This window comes from Proteiniphilum sp. (assembly GCF_040307845.1).
GTDB lineage: Bacteria > Bacteroidota > Bacteroidia > Bacteroidales > Dysgonomonadaceae > Proteiniphilum.
On the sequence record NZ_JAWRIS010000022.1, the window covers coordinates 74,827 to 94,088 of the forward strand.

Sequence of the window (19,262 nt, forward strand, 5' to 3'; positions counted from 1 at the left end):
TTCAAGTCAGGGAATTTTCGATATCAGGAACGACAAACATCTTGCAGTGGCAATGACAAATATTTTGCAATAATAATGACAAATATCTCGTATTCTGCTTTTCTACAAAGTGGTGGTATGCCCGACTATCTGCGTACGGGTATTGACAAATACCTGAACGATTTATTAGACGATATCCTTATAAGAGATATTGCAGTACGTCATGGATTGAAAGATGTGAACTCACTCCGTCAATTAACGGTTTATTTACTTTCGAATATTGGAACCCTGGTTTCGGCGAACAGCCTGTCGGGTATGTTTGGTATTAAATCGGCAAATACCTTTTTGGATTATTTCTCTTATCTGAAAGACGCATACTTGCTCGATTTTGTGCCAATGTTTGATTATTCCGTTAAAAAGCAGATACGTAATCCTCAAAAAATATACGCGAGCGACTTGGGAATTTACCACCAGAACAAGATAACCTTTTCACCTAACGATGGACATATTCTGGAGAACGCAGTTTTTCAGCATCTCCGTCGTCAAAACAAAGGAATATACTATTTCCAGAACAAAGGTGAATGCGATTTTGTAACTACCCACAACGGCCTGCCAAAAAATTTATATCAAGTTTGTAATGAGATCAATAATCTTAATATGCAGCGAGAAATAGACGGGTTATTCTATGCCATGAAATACTTAAATAAAGAGCATGGGTGGATAATAACGAAAAATCAATCCGATCGTTTCAAAAAAGAAAACATGACCATCGAAGTCCTTCCTGCATGGCAGTGGATGTCAGACTGACGTATATTGAAGACTCAACAATTCAAACAAACGGTGCTACACATTACCAACACCAATGGAAGGTAATCTTTTAACTCTACTCTTAAGATAATCAATGCTTTACTAATATAGGCTTCCACAGTTTTAGGTGAGACAGACATCTCTTCTGCTATCCGGTTATAGGTCATATTTTCAAACCGGCTCAGTTTGAAAGCCCTGCGCACGTTTTCGGGCATCTGCTCCAACGCAGTATGGAGCATTGCTTCCAGTTCCCTGATGGTATAGACCACTTCAGGGGTGTCGACAGAACAACTTTCGGAAATGGCTTCAGCGACCTGCTTCTCAGAATGAGCCTGCCGTACGGATTGCTTCCGGAGATAATCCATACAACTGTTCTTCACGCTGGTTATCAGCAGATTTCTGAAAGAAGCGGTAATCTCGATTTTCTTCCGGTTTTTCCATAAATGGAAAAAAGTATCCTGTACAATATCTTCACAAGTTTCAGGGGAAGCGATATAGCGCTGTGCAAAGACACAGAGAGATGGATAGAAGTCGAAAAACAATTCCCGAAATGCTTCCCTGTCGTCCTCAAAGGCAATCTTCCTGAAAAGGTTATCCAACACCATACTCTCTGCCATTTCCTACAAAATAAGAATTGTGAACGTTTTCGTTAAGCAAGAGCAGAACAAATCTATTTGTTTTGCCGAGCGCAGAAAACGACTAATGAAATTGAACTATTTTGATAAGCTATATGAGCAGAGTCAAGTTTACTTGAACTATGCCATAGCGAAAAATAGTCTAATGTAATTGAACGTTTTCGTTAAGCCAAATGAACAGAGCCAAGCTTGCTTGAGCTATGTCATGACGAGAAAACGACTGAATTTATTCGAACTTTATTCTCCAATCGGAATTTCTGCAAATATAATGAAAGCCGAAAGACAAGCCAAACTTGTTTGAATTATTCCGTTAAGAGAGAGCAGAACGAGTTTACTCGTTTTGCCGAACGCAGGAATAATCTAACTTGTTGAACTTTTCCGAGGCGCATCTTATATTATGAAAAGGTGCAAAAAAATATTTAAAATAAAAACCTCATTTTTGGAGAAGAAACAACCTCAGGACAGAAATTCTTGCGGCATATAATATGGGAGCAAACTGGATGAAGTCCCCGTCGTCGGGAGTATTTTGAGGATTACTGAAAAGAATCAAGCTTTCAATACCTGCCAGATCAAAATTCTCGATAAAATAGTGAAGCCTCACAAACTGCAGCCTCAGATATTCATCCGAAGTGATTTCCTTTCTGTTGCCAAAGAAGGATTTAAATGACAATTCCTTTTCGTTTACTCTCTTATCATTAATCCTTGTTGTCACTTCTTCCAATTTCAGGAGAGGATGATCGGGATACTGATCGAGAGCCTGCGCTATTCTATCTTTCCTTTTTTCTACATCATTCATACCCTGCAACTCCAGAAAGGTGACATAAGGCAGTTCACCCCACTTCTCCCGCACATATTCCATCAGCTTGGCATCTTCCTTCTCTTTGGTCAAATAAGACAAGTCCTCATATTCTATTCCATCGTCGTCTTGCAGGCCAAGCATCCTACTGAAAGCGGCATTCGTGATAGCATAACCCTGCGCTTCTTTCTCCCATTTCCGAAGCCATTTGCCCACATCCTTAAAATCGACAATATCTTGATACAACAGATCGGCCAGCGCTTCCACTCTTACCACACGTCTGTCTTCTCCCGGATCGGGGTCATCGCGGCCATTGTCAGATGCCGCATCATCCAGATTCATTTCCTCTAAATATTGCGTCAGTTCCAGAAAAGCTGCTACATTCTCTTCATGACTGTTTTCGGCATATTCTTCACGAAAACTATCCAAGTCATCCATGAAGTCATCAAAATCCTCGTCATCCCACTCGCCGTCATCATCCCACTCATCGTCAGAAGAACTGCCAGACATGGGATTATCCACCGCAAGGACATAGTCAAAATTACCGGCTCCCAAATTCTTTTCCAGCCTGTTGATAATCATTTTGGCCATTGCATCATCCTCAAAGGGACCTTGCATAAAAACCGGCTTGCCATTTTCACCACCACATGCTATTTCTACCAACGGTATATCGTCACTGTCTTCCTCAAGCATATACGAAGTGATGGATAGAAAATCTTTATGTGGCTCAAAACCAACCTCTTCCGCATATTCCCATCCCGCATGGATAATATTATGCGCCAGATTGTAATCGATTTCAATGATGTCGAGATTGACCTCTAATTCACTCCTATACTCATTAAATTCATATTCCGGGACATTGAATTGATACATCGTATCTTTCACCCCAAGACATCCCAGATCGACAAGATATGAACACCAGGTGATATTCCCGTTGATATGGTTACGGCCAACAGTTACATGCGCAATACTGGACTCTTCCCAGCCTTCATTGACAAAACATTTGAAAATCGGGAGACTGCGGGCTCTCTGACGAATATAGTTTTCCGGAGAGAGAATCTGGGAGGACTGCTGCTGCTTCTTTTTCATGATTAATTATACTGGGATGAATAATGCACAAAGTTATAATTTTTTCTAACGATAAATTTAATTTTCTAAACAAAGTGAATTTTTAGTGAAAAACTTTTTCAAATGCACCTACATGCCTTCCCGCCAAATTATGCTTTTTGCATAATGAAAAGGATAGAAATCAAAAGAACCGGTATACCTGCTATTTTTTGGATGGACAAGTAACCGGTTCATCAACTTTTTGATTCCTACTCTACTTCATTTTATTCTACCGCCCCAGATGAACTTTTTTATTGCATGTCCATGGTTTGCGGACATTGAATTATTTCATTTGTTGGGAGTATCCCATATACGGGTCTTGGTGCAATTGACCATGGCTATCTGATTGCCCGCCTGCAATTTGAACTCGCCCGCCTCAAGCGTCCACTTTCCTTTCTCATTGACAAAGGCAAGATCGTCAGCTGCCAGCTGCAATGTCACAGTCTTGGTTTCTCCCGGTGCGAGCGATATTTTTTCAAATGCACGCAAACGGCGCACGTCAGGTGAAAGGGAGGCCACCATATCACTGCTAAAAAGTAATACCGCTTCTTTACCGGCTACCGCTCCATTATTCTTCACATCTACAGTCACAGTCAGAAGGTCACCCGATACAAAATCGCTCTTGTTTACCGATAAATTGGTATACTCAAACGTGGTATAACTTAACCCAAACCCGAACGGGTACTGCACCGATGTCTGTGCCCCATAATCGTAAGCCCCTTCCATTTTACCATCGATATTCTGGCTCGGTTTATGATCATAGGTAATCAAACCATGCTCAAACCTTGGGTAAGTATAGGGTAGCTTTCCACTCGGGTTGACATCCCCCGCGAGGATATCGGCCAGCGCGTCACCTCCAAAATTTCCCGGGAGATAAAGCTGGAGGACGGCTTCGGAACCCGGTTCAATCTTACGGATCAGTCGGGGACGGCCTTCATTCAGTACCAATATGACCGGTTTTCCTGTTTTTTGTATGGCCAGCGCAAGGGCAGTCTGGTTTTCTGAAAGGGATAACTCATCCAGATTACCCGGCGTTTCGCAATAGGAATTCTCACCCAGGCACAACACGATATAATCGGCTCCGGTAGCGGCAGATACTGCTTTTCCGATCTCCGGAGGATTTTCTTCGTAATACTGACCATCCATCTTATAGGTAACCCCCGGTTCATATCTCACGTTGGTGGCACCGAATTTATTTTGCAATGCTTCGTAGATAGTATTGTAGTCCTGTGCGAACTCTTCGGTCTTTTCCCCCTGCCATGAGTAACTCCAACCTCCGTTAAGGGTACGCATTGAGTGCGCATTCGGGCCTGTCACCAGAATACGGGCGTTGGCCGGCAACGGAAGAATATTGTTTTCATTTTTCAACAAGGTGATCGCCTCATCCGCGGCTACTTTCGCCATAGCTTCACTCTCACTGCTTCCGAAATCGGGATAATCGGAATGCGACCAATAGGGTTGTTCAAAGAGTCCCAAACGGAATTTCAACCGCAAGACCCTCCGTACTGCATCATCGATCCGCGCCATCGGCACTTCACCTTCATTCACCAATTCCACTAAAGCAGGACAAAATGCAAGGTTATAAGGTTCCATCACCAGGTCGATTCCGGCATTGATGGCTGTTTTCACCGCCCCCTTATAGTCGGCGACGATCTGATCACGGGAGAGCAGGTTCTGCACATCGGCCCAGTCGGTCACGATCACTCCGTCGAAGGCAAGATCCTCTTTGACCCATTCAGTGAGCAACCTGTAATCGGCATGGGTGGAAACTCCGTTAATAATGCCCGAGTTGACCATCAGCGAGAGCGCCCCTCCTTCCACGATAGAAGTACGGAAAGGTTCAAAATATTTTTCCCGCAACTCGCTTTCGGAAATAAGGGCCGGCGTACGATCTTTACCTGAGACAGGGACACCATAGCCCATATAATGTTTGGTACAGGCGGCGATATGATGGCTACCTATATTGTTCCGGTCATCACCCTGAAAGCCGAGCGTGGAAGCCAAACCCATCCGGGCATTGAGATAAGCATCTTCGCCATAACTCTCCCACTGGCGCGACCAACGGGCATCCCTTCCCAAGTCCATTGTAGGTGCAAAAGTCCAGGGAATATTGCTTGCACGAGTCTCATAAGCGGTGATACGGGAACCTTCTTTCATCAGATCGGTATTAAAAGAGGCGGCCATCCCTATTCCCTGCGGGAAAAGGGTAGATCCGGCAGTATAAGTAGTCCCATGGATGGCGTCGATACCGTAAATTACCGGTATGCCGGTCTCTGCCAATGCCCTTTCCTGTATCGTCCGGACCGTCTTTTCCCATACTTCGGGGGTACGTGCCCGGTTATTGGCCGTATTCAGAATGGAACCCACCTTATATTTGCCGATCACCGTGTCGAGCATGGCGGGATCGATTTCAAAAGGCTCATCACTGAAATAGAGATTCCCCCCTTTCCCAATCACATCGAGGGTGAACTGTGCCATCTGCCCTACTTTCTCCTCAAGTGTCATCTTTGCCATGACACTGTCGATCCTTTTCTCGATACCGGCATCCAAGCCCAAGCCAGATACCTTTTTATTCCCTCCGTTACATCCCACAAGCAGGAAGCCTGCCATGATGATAAAACCAATCCTTTTCATTTTTAATTTTTCACTTTTAACTATTAGTTCTTCATTCTTAATTCTTCACTCTTAATTCTTCACTCTTCACTCTTCATTCTTCATTCTTAACTCTTCATTCTTAACTCTTCTGAAACACCCTTACATAATCAATCTCATAGGTAGCAGGCAATTTGGTTTCGTCAACACCTTGCGCTCCTCCCCAGTCGCCGCCCCAGGCGAGGTTGAGTTTCAGGTAGAACGGAGCATCGAAAGGCCAGGTATCTTTGTTGCCTTTTTTATCGTTGTCGAACCGGAAATATTCCACACCATCCACAAATCCCTTGATATAATCGGGAGTCCATTCCATCGCATAGACATGGAATTCGGTTTCGGCATTGGCTATCCTTTTTGTAGCGGTCTTTTGGGTGCCGATTGAGTGATAATAAGCCTTGCAATGGATGGAAGAGTGCACCACGTCAGGGTCAAACCCCACATATTCCATAATATCTATCTCACCGTCATCGGGCCAACTCTCAAAATTTTTGGGCATCATCCAGAAGGCAGGCCATGTTCCTTTTCCACCCGGCACCTTTAACCGTGCTTCAAAATAACCATAGGTCCAGCTTTCAGAGGTATTGAGCCGTGCCGATATCACGATATTTCCTTGCTTTCGGGCGATGATCTTCAATGTGCCGTCATAAATGGCGGATACGGTATCGCCATTAAAGACACCTGCCACATACTTTTGCAGTTCATTATTGACCCATCCCGGTTCTTCAACTTCGTACCACCATTTTTTCATATCCGGGAGTGCGGGTTTACCACCGCTCAGCCTGTCGGCATCAAACTCCTCTTTCCATACCAAAGAGTAACCGTCCGGCACATGATTTTCTATCACAGCCGCCACCTGAGTTACCGTATAGGTATGACTGTTCTCACCTGAAGAGAAAGTGAGTTGCGCCGTCCGGGATTCGGTCTGGCTATTTCCCGTAGCGGTTATCTTCAGGCTGGTCTGACCGCTGAAACCCTGTTCCGGGTTCACCGTACACCATGTCTGATCGGACTTTACCGTCCATTCACCGTTGGCATCCACTATCACACTCTTCGTTTCTCCCCTGGCAGATAATGAAACGGTCGCCGGCGAGACTGTCCATTTCACATCCACTCCCGGCTGGGGCGTGACAGGGGCAGGTTCGTTATTATCCCCGCAGGCGGATAAAAGCACCAATAATGCAGATAATATCAGGTTCATTTTTTTCATACAATTAAAACGATCAGGAAAAAGAGGCTGCCGTTTTTTCTCACGGCAGCCTTACAATTCTTTGGTTTACTATTCAAATTTAAAATCATCAAGGAAGAAGAAACCGGAACCAGCATGTCCTTCAGCACCAAACTGAATCACTATCCGGTCATAATCTGTCCGGTTGGCCACACCACTGAAGTCGAATTCCAGTTCAAGCCATTTATCTTTCTCCAAATCGGCCTTTACAATCTCCGTTTGGGTTTCCCACGGACTGCCATGTTCACTGTTTTGCAGCTTAATTGCCAATTGTGGCAACAGCTTGCGGTTGGAGATCCATTCCCCGTCCACATTATTTTCGGTCGTATAATCATTATACGAAGGTATATACACTTTCACCCTTATCTTATTCTGTGTCGTAAGATCAAATTTATAATCGGGAGCAGTAAAGGATAGGTTACTATAGAAAGCGGTGGATTTCCAATAACGGAACACTTTATCCGACGTATTGATTGGAAGCGGTAGTGGGTTATCAACCACCCGGCTCACATCGCCCATATCTTCCTGTGCGAAAGTCAGGATTTTATCCCCTTCAAAATCTTCAGAAAGAGGAATAGCTTTCAGTTCTTTCGGAGGCGCCGGTGCTTCCACATTCAGTTCTTCAATACAGTATACAAAGACCCAGTCCTGCCCCTCTACCGTATTATTCACACGAAGTGCCATCACTTTGTCGGTTTGGTAGATGATCTCGTAGTCCTGACTGCCGGCGTAATAACCCATGAAAGCATTTCCGGTCAGAGTAAGGACAGGAAATTCACCCGACTCATCGATAGAGAAGGTATAATCTCCGCCACTATAATTGAAAGTCACATCGTCCACGTCGGTATTGGTTACCGTAAATCCACCCACACTCGCTGAACTGGCTTTTCTTCCATAGCCATTATTCCCCTCTTTCTCTATCTTCAGTTGCACGCCTTCCTGAATAAAGGTGAATTTGGAAGAGTACATCTCCCAGTGGCTTTTTTCATTGGCTCCGGCACCCCACCAGTTCTGTCCACGGGAACCCTGTGGCCCTAAGCCCATGTGTCCTTTTATATCATAAGCCGCGGCTTTCTCATCAGCAGGATATTTATCTTTTAACGGTTTCAGCGCTTCGGCCACTTCGGCAGCGAAATTATTATACTGGTCGAATACCCATGTCTTGCCTTCGGCATTCTCCGCTCCTCCGGTCAGATTCCTGTAAGCCGGTGTATCCACCAGACTGAAATCATTGTCAGCGAAACTGAGCGCCACACTTTTCCGGGCAATCACCCCGTCAGCGGAATGGATTGACAAGGTCACTGTATAGTCACCGGCAAAAGGATATAAACCGACCGCCGTCTCCTTGTTTCCGGAAGAGCCATTTCCCAAATCCCACCGGAGGGTATACACACCGTTGCCGGGGAGTTGTGTTGTACTCGTAAAAGTGATCATATTATCACTGGTAGGTGATACAGTCTGAGTAAAAGTAACTTGCTCATCGGTGATAGAAGCCACTTTACCCAACGAGTAATCATCCAATTCCTGGGGACTACATGCAGCTACCAAAAGAAGGAGCAACAGTATCCATGATTGTTTTTTTATTATATTCTTCATTTGATTATATTTTGATGTTAGAAGTTTGATATTTGAACTAAGAACTAAGAACTAAGAACTTAAAATTAAGAACTTAAAAGTTTGAAGTTTGAAATTAGAAGTGGATAATAATCTCACATCCTCAATTATTCATTTTTTACTTTTCATTTAAAAGTCTTGATTCTTGGTTCTTAATTATATCCCGGATTTTGTTTTAGTTCAAATTCACCCATACCGGCTGTTTTGTCTATCTCCGCTTGCGGGATAGGCAAATACTTGCTATAATCGTTCCAGGTACGGACACTATTGTAATCAGTCAGGTTTTCCGTAAGCAGGTTCGTATCCCCCCAACGGACGATATCCCAGAAACGGATGCCTTCGCCCACAAATTCACGGCGGCGTTCCAGTTTGATATTCTCTGCGGTAGCAGGAATAGAGGCAGGTTTGCCAAAAGCGCGCTCACGCACCAAATCCATACAATCCTGGGCGGTAATAGCACCTACCGGGCTTTGCCCGTGCATGACCAACATTTCGGCATACGTAAGCAATGTTTCCGAATAACGGAAAACGCGCAGGTTGTTACAGTAATTCAGGTCGACATCACCTTGCGGATTATATCCCACCCGAGCAGCATATTTAGCCTGGAACAATCCTGTATCCTGAAAACGGGCGGTGTACTGACCGGGTTCCCAACGGTTGATAGAACCTTCCCGGCGGGTATCTCCCTCTTCATATACATTCCAGGTGGCGGGACGTACAGGTCCGAAACCCCAGCCGCCTTTAAAGTCGCCGATCTCACCTCCTGCATTGAGCTCATTGGGTGAGATAAAAGCGGGCAGGTTAGTTCCATAACCCTGATTACCATTACCCCAGGTTTTTCCTTCCGGCAAATGGTTTACTTCGAATATCGACTCCCTGTTGGCAGAATTGTTGGTAACCTCATTTTCATCGACCCATATTTCTGCGAAGTCGGGGAACAATACATACTCTTTACTGTTGATCACTTCCGCCAGATTCGCGGTCACTTCGCCATAGCGGCCCTGATCTTTCTGATAAAGCACCACCCTCGCTTTCAACATGACGGCAGATGCTTTATTCACCCGGCCGATAGAGGCTAAAATATCTTCTTGCTTGCTGTCCTTGAGGAGCCTCATCGGTAACCGGTCGTTTCCCTCTTCATCTTTTCCCAAGGCAAAATCCAGGTCTTCCATAATTTCGGCATAAATCTCGTCGGCCGTATATTGGCGTGCCATATAGGGAGGATCGATCAACAATTCCTCGAAATAAGGGATGTTACCCCAGAATTTCCAAAGCCAGTGGGTATAGAAGGCGCGTAGGAAATGCGCTTCTGCTTTATATTGGTTTAGCTTTTTCGCATCCTCTTTGGTATCGAAGCCGATCGCATTTTCACATGCTTCAATGGCATTATTGGCCCTTGCGATACCTTGATAATAAATATTCCATAATCCGGCTATGTTCTCTTGCGGAGTAGTGGTAAAAAGCGATAACAGGTAAAGTTGACGCTGGTCACCTGCGTCACCGCCTCCCTTGAAAATATCATCCGAACGAAGGTCGGACATCAACACGATACTGTTATAGTTTTGTCTGGCATAGCTGTCGAAAAGCAGCACCTGGTATGCCGATGCCAGATTCGATAGGATTGCTCCCTCCGTGGCCGGCTCACCGGCGGCTTGCTTCTCCGTAGTGGAATTGGTCAGAAAATCGTCACTACAGGAGACCACCCCCACGAGGAGTATAATGATCAATAAGTTGATATATTTCTTCATAATATTTGACTGTTTTTAATTCATTAAAATGTTATGTTCGCGCCCAATGAAATGGTCCGTGCCTGCGGATAGATACCGCGGTCCACACCCACCGTAGTGTAACCTCCGGCCGAAGAATTGGCATCCCCGGAAGCCATTTCCGGATCGAAACCGTCGTAGCCGGTAAAGGTGAGCAGGTTGTCGCCGGAGATATAAATTCTCAATCGCTGCAACGAGATCTTTTTCGTGATATGGGAAGGAAGTGTATATCCTAACTGGGCTGATTTCAGACGGAGGTATGATCCGTTCTTGATATAGAGGTCTGACGAGCGCCAGTTGCTATTAGGATTGGCCGAAGTCATCCGGGGAATATGGTTGGATGTACCTTCACCGTGCCAGCGGTCGAGAATCCATGCGGGACGATTCGCCGCGGGTATGTCACCACGTTGCGCAAAATCGAACACATCGTTACCGATCGTTCCCTGGAAGAACATATTCAGGTCGAACCCTTTCCAGTCTGCCCCCAAGGTAAACCCGTAGGTCCAATCGGGAGCGCCCTTGCCGATTTTTGTCTTATCTTCATCACTGATCACACCATCACCATTCAGGTCCACAAAGCGTACATCACCGGGGCGGGCGGAAGATTGCATCTTCTCTCCTTTTTCATTGACATAGGCATCTACCTCAGCCTGATTTTGGAAAATACCGTCAGTTTTATATCCATAGAAGAAAGGAAATACCTCTCCATTCTTTCCTTTCACATAGCTTCCCACACCCGATGCACCTGCATCCTGGTAGATCTGCTCACCGGTTTCATTCCCCAGGTTGACCAGTTTGTTCTTGAGATAAGAAGCATTGGCTGAAACGAAATAGTTGAAATCGCCTACTGAATGTTTCCACCCCAGTTCAATCTCTATCCCTTTGTTTTCCATATCACCCACATTGGCTATAGGTGCTCCTAACCCCACATAATCAGGTATCGGCTGATACATCAGCATATCAATGGTTTTCTTCTTAAAATAATCGAATCCGAAGGTCAACCTGTTATTCAGGAAACGGGCTTCCAGCCCTATGTCGGTCTGTGCCGATTCTTCCCATTTCACATCGGGATTGGGGATATAACCGGGCGAACTTCCATACTGCATGGAACCTCCCACTTCTCCCACTTTTTTGGGATCATTGCTCAACTGGTATCCGCCACCAAAGTAATAATTTTGTCCTCCTTCCATCAGGGCGGTATAGAGGAAGTCGCCGATACGGTCGTTACCATTCTTACCCCAGCTGAAACGCAGTTTCATATAATCGAACCATTCCGGGCGGTTTTGCATAAATGCCTCATTGGTCAGGTTCCATCCCAGTGAGAAAGAAGGAAACACACCCCATTTGTTATTGGGTCCGAAGCTGGTGGAACCATCGCGGCGTACAGTGGCCTGCATCATATAACGTTGGTCATAATTATAGTCCACACGGCCGAAATAAGAAGCGCTACCGGTAAAATCAAAACCGTTGGTTCCACCCCATGTCCGCTCCAGTTGCCTGTCGGCAATGGCTGAATTGATATTGGCCTTATTGGGATCCGTCTCCAGCAGGTCACGGTCGTTTCCTCCTAGGCTTCTCTGCCTGTAACGTGAAGCCGATTGCCCGAGTACTGCGGAGAGATTATGCACATCGTTGAATGTCTTGACGTAAGAGAAATAGTTTTCGATCTGCCATCGATAGCCACGGTTCATTTCACTCTGCACCGTGCTGAACTGCTGATCTTTTCCCTGCGTTGCCAGAAAATAAGGGAAAGTATACGTGTCGTATCCCCAGAAAGCCAGGTCAGCCCCATAAGAAGTCCTGAAGCGTAATTCCGGCAAGATCTGTATTTCACCCCAGAATGTGCTCACGAATTTGTCGGAGTTATTGATTCCCGCCGAAGGTTGATACAACATCGCCACGGGATTGGCAATCTCCTGAAATCCGGAAGGAGGCAGCGAGAAAACCCGGTCTCCATTTTTTACGGCATGTGGATACTGCGCCAAAATTCCGGTAGCCGTATCATCATCGGCATATACCGATACAAGGGGAGAGAAAGTAAGCGCGCTTCCCAGTATAGAACCATATTCCGAATTGGTTTCGACACCGGACGATTTATCCCTTGAGTAACCCATGTTGGCACCCAGGGTAACTTTATTCAGGAATGAACGTCCCTTCTCTTCAAAAACCGTATAAGTAGAATTGGAACGCAAGCTATAACGCTTGTAGTTCGATTTATCATGATTTCCTCCCACGATACCTGCATGGTCAAAATAACCAAACGAAAGGAAATAGAGCAGATCTTCCGTTCCACCGGAAACACTTACCTGATGGTTCTGTACCGGTGCATTCTTATAGAATGTTTCTTTCTGCCAGTTGGTACCTGCACCCGCACCTGCAATCTGTTCATTGGTATAGCGGGGCAGATTCCCATCGTTGATCTGCATTTCATTCATGATCACCATGTATTCCTGCCCATCCAATATTTCCCGGTGTTTCCAGGGGTTCTGCCATCCATAGCTTACATCATAATTGACGGTGGCTTTCCCTTTTGTCCCTTTCTTGGTGGTGATAAGGATTACACCGTTCGCGGCACGTGCGCCGTAGATAGCCGCCGAGGCAGCATCTTTCAGTATTTCCACCGATTCAATATCCACTGGATTGAGGTAGTTGATACCTCCGCCCACTTCCATGCCGTCCACGATATAGAGAGGATTACTATTGTTCACTGTACCGATACCGCGGATACGTACTTTGGAGTCGGAACCGGGTTGGCCCGAGCTTTGGGTGATCTGCACGCCGGATACTTTTCCTTTGAGCGCATCTTCCACACGCGACGGGCGGGTGGTATTCAGTTCTTCGGCTGTCACCCGGCTGATCGCCGCCGTGACTACACTCTTACGTTGCACACCGTATCCCACAACGACCAATTCATCAAGCACTTCGTTGTCTTCCTGCAATTGTACATTGAGGACTGTTTGGTTGGTAACCGTAAATTGTTGTTCCAGGTAACCAATGTACGACACGCGAAGTACAGCGCCTCTAGGCACGGATAACGAGAAATCTCCATCTATATCGGTCACAGTTCCAATAGTTGTTTCCGGAACGGAAATATTGGCACCGATGACCGGATCGCCGTTTTCATCGGTTACCCGCCCGTTCAGGCGTACTTCCTGTTGCTGGGCCTGCTGTGTTTCTGCCATTGCAGCAGCGGGTTTGTCAAAAATATAAATTTTGTTGTCCCTTAGCTCATAACCGATATTACGGGGTGTAAACAGTTGGTCTAACACCTGGGTAAGATCGGTATCGGTCACCCTGATAGTCACGGCATCATTCAGATCCACCACTTCCTTGCTAAAAGCCAGAGTGTAATCTGTCTGTTGAGTGATACTTTCCAGTACAGTTCTCAGATTTGTTTGGCTGAAATTCAGGCTCACTTTTTGTGCCGGACTGATTACAGTACTCAACACAAAGAGCGACATTAGAATCATCCATCGCCTTTTCATTGGAATTTTTCCCATGGTTTGTTTTACATATTAAAAATTAGACATTAAAAAATTAGTTTCTCTTGACTACCTCACCTTTTCTCTTCCGTAGATACTGATTTAACACTTTTGAAAGCTTATTATTGCTTCTTTATAGTAGACACAACGGAAAGGAAAAAGGATGAGGAAAAAGGAAAAATTTAACAAAATAAGAATAAAACACACTGATTAAAATTGTACGGATATTTAATACATACGGTCCGGGCATGTTGTTTCATGACGAGAGAGTGATTTCTAATTTTAACCTGCAGGCATTGCAAAATGAAGATATCACCTTTAAGTCAAATTCGCATTTTTCAACTAAGGATTACTCTGCGGTGAAGAAACGTTTCATATTCACTTTTCTCTCCTTCACTTCAATATTGAAAGGATCGAGATTCATCGTCTTGCCGGCTTCAATCTTCAAGGTCCGGCTAAAGTCTTCACAATCGGTATGCTCAGGTAATGTGTTTTTGTCCAGTGTAACAGTATAAGTTCCCATGGGCAGGAAAGTAGTGAATTTCCCATCCGCACCGGTGACAGCAGTTTGTACAATTACCCCGTCGGCATTCATTATCGTAAACCGGAGACCTTCATATCTCGGTATGATTTCCACACTCTGCTCATTACTGATATAGGCTACACTTCCCTGCAATGTACCGCTCTGTGTAAGGGGAATAGAAACAGATGTCCTACTACTGCCAACGGTGATATCCTTCCGACCGAAAAACCAGCGGCCGCTCTGCATCGGCTTCACGCTATACTCACCGTAAGGAACCTGCGAATAACGCACCTTGCCGTTTTTATCCGAGATAAATGCTTTATTATCGATATTCAGCAGATAACCGGCGGCCGGTTCATCTCCCTCATCATAGCGGTTATTGGCGTTATGGTCGTAATAGACCTGCGCGATCACCCTGCTTTTCCGCCCCTTCATGGGTTGTGCTTTACTAAAATTCCAGGTCACTCCCACCTGCACATTGAATATATTGGTAGTATTGACAAACTGGTAGCGGTACCAGTAAGCATTCGCGAAAAAAGCCATATTGTCTTTTGCCAGGAAATTGGCAGTAAGGTTTGCCGACGGCACGCTACCCTGGTATACATCATGACTGAAATTAAAGCCCGAGGAAAAAGAGAGTTTTTTCGATATCCGCTGGTTGGTGGATACCGACGCCGTAAACCGGTCGAACTGCTTGCCCTGTTGTTTCGCCATCATGTACTCATAAAGATAGTAAGCTCCCTTCTGGTATGAGGTCTCCATCATCACCCCGTGGTATGAATAATTCAGGGTGGCCTTTGCCTGACCAATCCGATTGTCTCCCAGAGGATCGGTATAAAATCCCCCTTCCAGCATGCCGAGCAGGGAATGCCTGACATTGGGGCTTTGCCATCTCCATTGCCATCCCATCCGATGGGAGGCCATCCGTACATTTCCTGTGGTACTTTCTTCTCCCAGCCAGGAAGTGTAGGAGGGCGAACTTTCCCCTTGATACCGGTAAGAGAGCGACGAAGAGACTCTTCTTAACTGCGGCAGTGACAGCATAAGGCTTCCATAACTGTTTTCCGAACGGTAGGTATAGCTGTAGGCATACGATTTTGGGGCTGTCCTGTTGTAACCTATACTACCGCTGATATGTATCTTTTCCGACAATCTCTTGCTGGCCCCCTGTGTAAGGGAGAGTGTACCTTTTCTGCTCCCGGGAAAATAACCATCGCTGTAATAGCCCGATCCGTCGAGTGAGAATCCCGAAGGGAAACTACCCCTGTACCTGAATTCCGCCGCACCGGAGAATTTGGTGTCCGGCTGGTTTTCATAGTTACTCAAAGTAGCATGTGCAATCAAATGAACATTCCAGTTTTTGGCTATCACATTTCTCCATTGCAATCCTCCCACATTATAGGTCGCTTTTTCATACGGATTTTTCTGGTAGATATAGGTCGCTTTCATGCCTCTGTCGGAATTATTGGCACCTAGCGCCCCCTCCACATAAAAAGAATAGTAGTCAGTAAACCATGGCTGCGATCCGATCAGGTTGAAATTCTGGTCGACTGCTCCAAAAGTAAGTGTCTTTTGCCGATCACCAGTCGACAACATCGCTTTGGCACCTCTTCCGAACAAGGGCAACTCCATTTGCTCACTCACATTACCGATGGTGAATTCGTTTTCATCGAGCTTATACATCAATGCGGTATTGGTAATCATGGGATCCTGCACGGTACTGTATTTATATATATTTCCTTTCAGGTGAAGATAGCCCGCAGGCAGGTTTATGTATCCGCCACCCTGCAATTGCATCATATGCGATGATGAAGTATACTGGCGGTAGCTGAGTGTAAGGGAATTATCGGTCGTTCCCTGTCCCGGGTACAATCTGAAAGCGGGATTGGTATCCACATACCTCCTGTTGGTAAAAATATTCTGTACTGTAAGGGTTTTGCTGCCAAAAATGGTTTTCTCCTTCCCTTTCATCCCGGTTATATGTACGGGGAACTGTCCCGATGAGAGAAGGTTAGCGCTGGGTATAAAACTGTAGGTAACCCTTTTTTGTTCCATAGGAACCATCGTAAATTTCATTTCGGTAAAAGGAGATACTTCGCGCAGGTTAGGCACATTGAATACCACTGTCACCTCCTGATAGGTGTTGCCGCTATTATTCACCGTTACATCTATCCTTACCGAGTCCCCGTCCTGGGGAACCATCAATGGGGCATCACTGACCGAAAGGTATATCTGCTCCCTTTCTTCAATATCGATATAGGTCTCCTGCGCCAGTATGCTTTCCTTCTTCCCGTCAAGAATGAGGTACCTGATGGTTTTCCTTCCGGCCCCAAGATCGCGTCCCACTACTAAGCGATAAGCAATGAAAGCACTGTCTCCCGGCGCCACCGAGAGCTCCTGTTCCTCCCGTGAAAGGGAACGAAGATCAGAAAGAGGATCCAACAGGACTGTTCCGTGAAACGGCAGTCCCGACAGATTGGTAATCTTGAGTATATGGCTTACGACCTGCGCATTGACCGATGACTGCCTTATCTCCAAAACAAGAGGTTCCCCCGTGACAGCCTGGGCCTTCACCCCATAAGAAGAGTAAAGATTTACAAGTAGCAACCCTATGAAGCAAAACGCCTTTCTGTTGTGGAGCATTTTTATCTGGGAGAAATTTCGTACATCAACGATGTCTCGTACTGGTCTGGGGATATATTAAACAGGCGTGAGTCATTTGCCTCGGTGGAGTAGATAATATCAAAGTTTACAGCGTTTCCTCCGGTAGAAGCACCTTCCAGTATGGTTTGTGTCGCTGTTGAGAGCGGGCGGATATACCGTGTTCCGGAATCTCCGTTCAATTGCAGGCGAACGACATCCAACGGCAACGTATTGCCGGCAGCGGACGAAAAAGAGGATGTGACCGATCTTACCGTCACCTGATAGGCAGTAGTGGCAGAGACAGACAATCCATTGGTATAGGTCACGCTTTTACCGTTGATATAATCCGCCATCGTATTAAACTCCAGCAACCCGTTGGATGCTTCCGTAGAGACGCGGATGGTATACTGGTTCTCTTCGGGAGGAGTGCCGGAAAGTGGGTGTATATTGATAATATAATCGTGGTCAAAGACACCTATAATTGAGTTATCACCCCTGTATGCGGTAAATCGAAGCGGCACGGTATATACCCCATCCCTGCGGATTGGCCACCAGAGTGTCTGTAAGTCGGAAAGGTAGGATCCTCCGGCAACTGTCAGATTAAAAATCATCCGGAGATCATAACTTCTCTCATTGACACTGGAAAGATATAAAGGGGCATTGGAAGCGGGTACCAGATATACTTCTGACAAACCGTCAAGAGCAACAGGCGAAGGCATTCCTATCTGGAATACAGAAGGTAGAGGATTCGGTTCCCCGTCAGGATTCCCTTTTTCTGTCCTCACCGGGATGAAACTGATTTTCCGGGAGGGGAATTCGATTCCTTCAGAAGATAAAATCGGACCTCTGAGTTTAACCGAAAGCCTCCAATTGGGTATATCCAGATTCTTTCCCCGATATACAATCTTGAGATTATATGCATCGAGATCAGTGGCCCCATCATAGGTATTTACATTCAAATAGTTATGAGAACCATTTAACAGGAACTCCTGGGCAGGCAAATGACTTACCATTAACCAGCATACAGTTACTACTACTATATATAACAGCCCCTTACTCATAGCTGAATTGCAGTTCTGCGGCCTCTATGGTAGTACGGTCTCCATAATCGATCATCACGGTGGAGGTATATCTCCCCTTTTCCAGGTCTTGCCTGAGAGGAATCCGCATAGAACGGTGGTCGCCGGGCATCGTGTAAAAATCGATTGCTTCTATATTCAACTCCTTACCATTAGCCTGATTAAACAGGCTGGCGCTTACACGACCATTCAACCAGATATTGCCGCCGTTATTGAACAAGAGCAGCAATGAATTGGTATTCTTGTCGTACCCGAGGTTTTCAATTTCCACTTTCTTTATTTCCGGCGCATTGCCTTTACGATATAATTTTATTCCCTGCCGTACATTGATCCTGATGGCAGCCCCTTGCGCGTCTACCCCATCCACCGGGTTCATCTGGGTGACAAAAAGCATGGCAGTCTGCACATTTTCATCGGGAGCAGGCATGTTTGGCACCGTCATGGTCACATCTATTTCCCGATTCTCTCCCGGTTCAAGTGTCATATACATGCCGCCGGGAAGGCTTAACCAGCTGGCACAGGAATTGTCGAGCGAATCGGGGGGAAACATGAGGTTATTACCATAACCATCGTATGCCCAATCCCCCAATGTAAGGGACAGGTTGAGGGGATGCTCTTTACTGACATTGCTGACCAACACCTTCTGCGTCCCCGTTTCTCCCGGATTCAGGGTATAATATACCCGTGGAGGAGATACAGAGATGCCCACCTGAGAGAACAAAGTGGATGGAACCATTACAGAAAGCGTGCCAAGCACTAAAAGAGAGTGGACAAAAAGATGTCTCATCAATTGAATACTTTATTGAGTGTCAACAGATAATATAATATGATTATCCGCAATCAGTCCTAAACATTTATTAGGATAATTGCTGGAAAATCGGTTGATAATTAACGATATATATTTTCTCATATGATAGAAAAGTAGTATATTTATAGTCTAAATATCAATAGATTATG

General features: G+C 45.6%; 11 protein-coding genes and 1 pseudogene. 2 read left to right on the plus strand and 10 right to left on the minus strand.

Features of this window, described 5'->3' with window-relative positions:
* Positions 1 to 75 precede the first annotated feature (75 nt).
* On the plus strand, positions 76 to 786 hold the full coding sequence (locus tag ABV001_RS05705) for an ATP-binding protein (RefSeq protein ID WP_352421911.1): 711 nt from the start codon (positions 76 to 78) through the stop codon (positions 784 to 786).
* Between the two features lie 14 nt (positions 787 to 800).
* Here the strand turns inward: ABV001_RS05705 and ABV001_RS05710 are convergent, their stop codons facing one another.
* From ABV001_RS05710 to ABV001_RS05740, 7 genes are all read right to left on the minus strand, one after another.
* Complete coding sequence (locus tag ABV001_RS05710) at positions 801 to 1,403, minus strand: RNA polymerase sigma-70 factor (RefSeq protein WP_323425457.1); 603 nt, start codon at positions 1,401 to 1,403, stop codon at positions 801 to 803.
* 451 nt (positions 1,404 to 1,854) lie between these two features.
* On the minus strand, positions 1,855 to 3,306 hold the full coding sequence (locus ABV001_RS05715; RefSeq protein WP_352421912.1) for a hypothetical protein: 1,452 nt from the start codon (positions 3,304 to 3,306) through the stop codon (positions 1,855 to 1,857).
* A gap of 306 nt (positions 3,307 to 3,612) precedes the next feature.
* On the minus strand, positions 3,613 to 5,958 hold the full coding sequence (locus ABV001_RS05720; protein ID WP_352421913.1) for a glycoside hydrolase family 3 N-terminal domain-containing protein: 2,346 nt from the start codon (positions 5,956 to 5,958) through the stop codon (positions 3,613 to 3,615).
* Positions 5,959 to 6,058: 100 nt separating this feature from the next.
* Complete coding sequence (locus ABV001_RS05725) at positions 6,059 to 7,171, minus strand: family 16 glycosylhydrolase (protein ID WP_352421914.1); 1,113 nt, start codon at positions 7,169 to 7,171, stop codon at positions 6,059 to 6,061.
* 78 nt (positions 7,172 to 7,249) lie between these two features.
* Entirely contained in the window at positions 7,250 to 8,794 is a 1,545-nt protein-coding gene (locus tag ABV001_RS05730; protein ID WP_352421915.1) for a PKD domain-containing protein, read from the minus strand.
* A gap of 170 nt (positions 8,795 to 8,964) precedes the next feature.
* The gene (locus tag ABV001_RS05735) at positions 8,965 to 10,560 is read right to left on the minus strand and encodes a RagB/SusD family nutrient uptake outer membrane protein (protein WP_352421916.1); all 1,596 of its coding nucleotides are present in this window, start codon (positions 10,558 to 10,560) and stop codon (positions 8,965 to 8,967) included.
* Positions 10,561 to 10,583: 23 nt separating this feature from the next.
* The gene (locus ABV001_RS05740) at positions 10,584 to 14,078 is read right to left on the minus strand and encodes a TonB-dependent receptor (RefSeq protein ID WP_352421917.1); all 3,495 of its coding nucleotides are present in this window, start codon (positions 14,076 to 14,078) and stop codon (positions 10,584 to 10,586) included.
* A gap of 182 nt (positions 14,079 to 14,260) precedes the next feature.
* Between ABV001_RS05740 and ABV001_RS05745 the strand changes: the two are divergent.
* Positions 14,261 to 14,377: pseudogene (locus ABV001_RS05745) on the plus strand (SDR family NAD-dependent epimerase/dehydratase); the annotation flags it as partial.
* Positions 14,378 to 14,409: 32 nt separating this feature from the next.
* Here ABV001_RS05745 and ABV001_RS05750 read toward each other — a convergent pair.
* The 3 genes from ABV001_RS05750 to ABV001_RS05760 are packed head-to-tail and all read right to left on the minus strand — an operon-like array spanning position 14,410 to position 19,092.
* The gene (locus ABV001_RS05750; RefSeq protein ID WP_352421918.1) at positions 14,410 to 17,226 is read right to left on the minus strand and encodes a carboxypeptidase-like regulatory domain-containing protein; all 2,817 of its coding nucleotides are present in this window, start codon (positions 17,224 to 17,226) and stop codon (positions 14,410 to 14,412) included.
* 2 nt (positions 17,227 to 17,228) lie between these two features.
* Positions 17,229 to 18,287, minus strand: a complete 1,059-nt coding sequence (locus tag ABV001_RS05755) for a hypothetical protein (RefSeq protein ID WP_352421919.1) — start codon at positions 18,285 to 18,287, stop codon at positions 17,229 to 17,231.
* On the minus strand, positions 18,280 to 19,092 hold the full coding sequence (locus tag ABV001_RS05760; RefSeq protein WP_352421920.1) for a fimbrial biogenesis chaperone: 813 nt from the start codon (positions 19,090 to 19,092) through the stop codon (positions 18,280 to 18,282). Before ABV001_RS05760 ends, ABV001_RS05755 begins: the two co-directional genes overlap by 8 nt.
* Between the last annotated feature and the right edge of the window lie 170 nt (positions 19,093 to 19,262).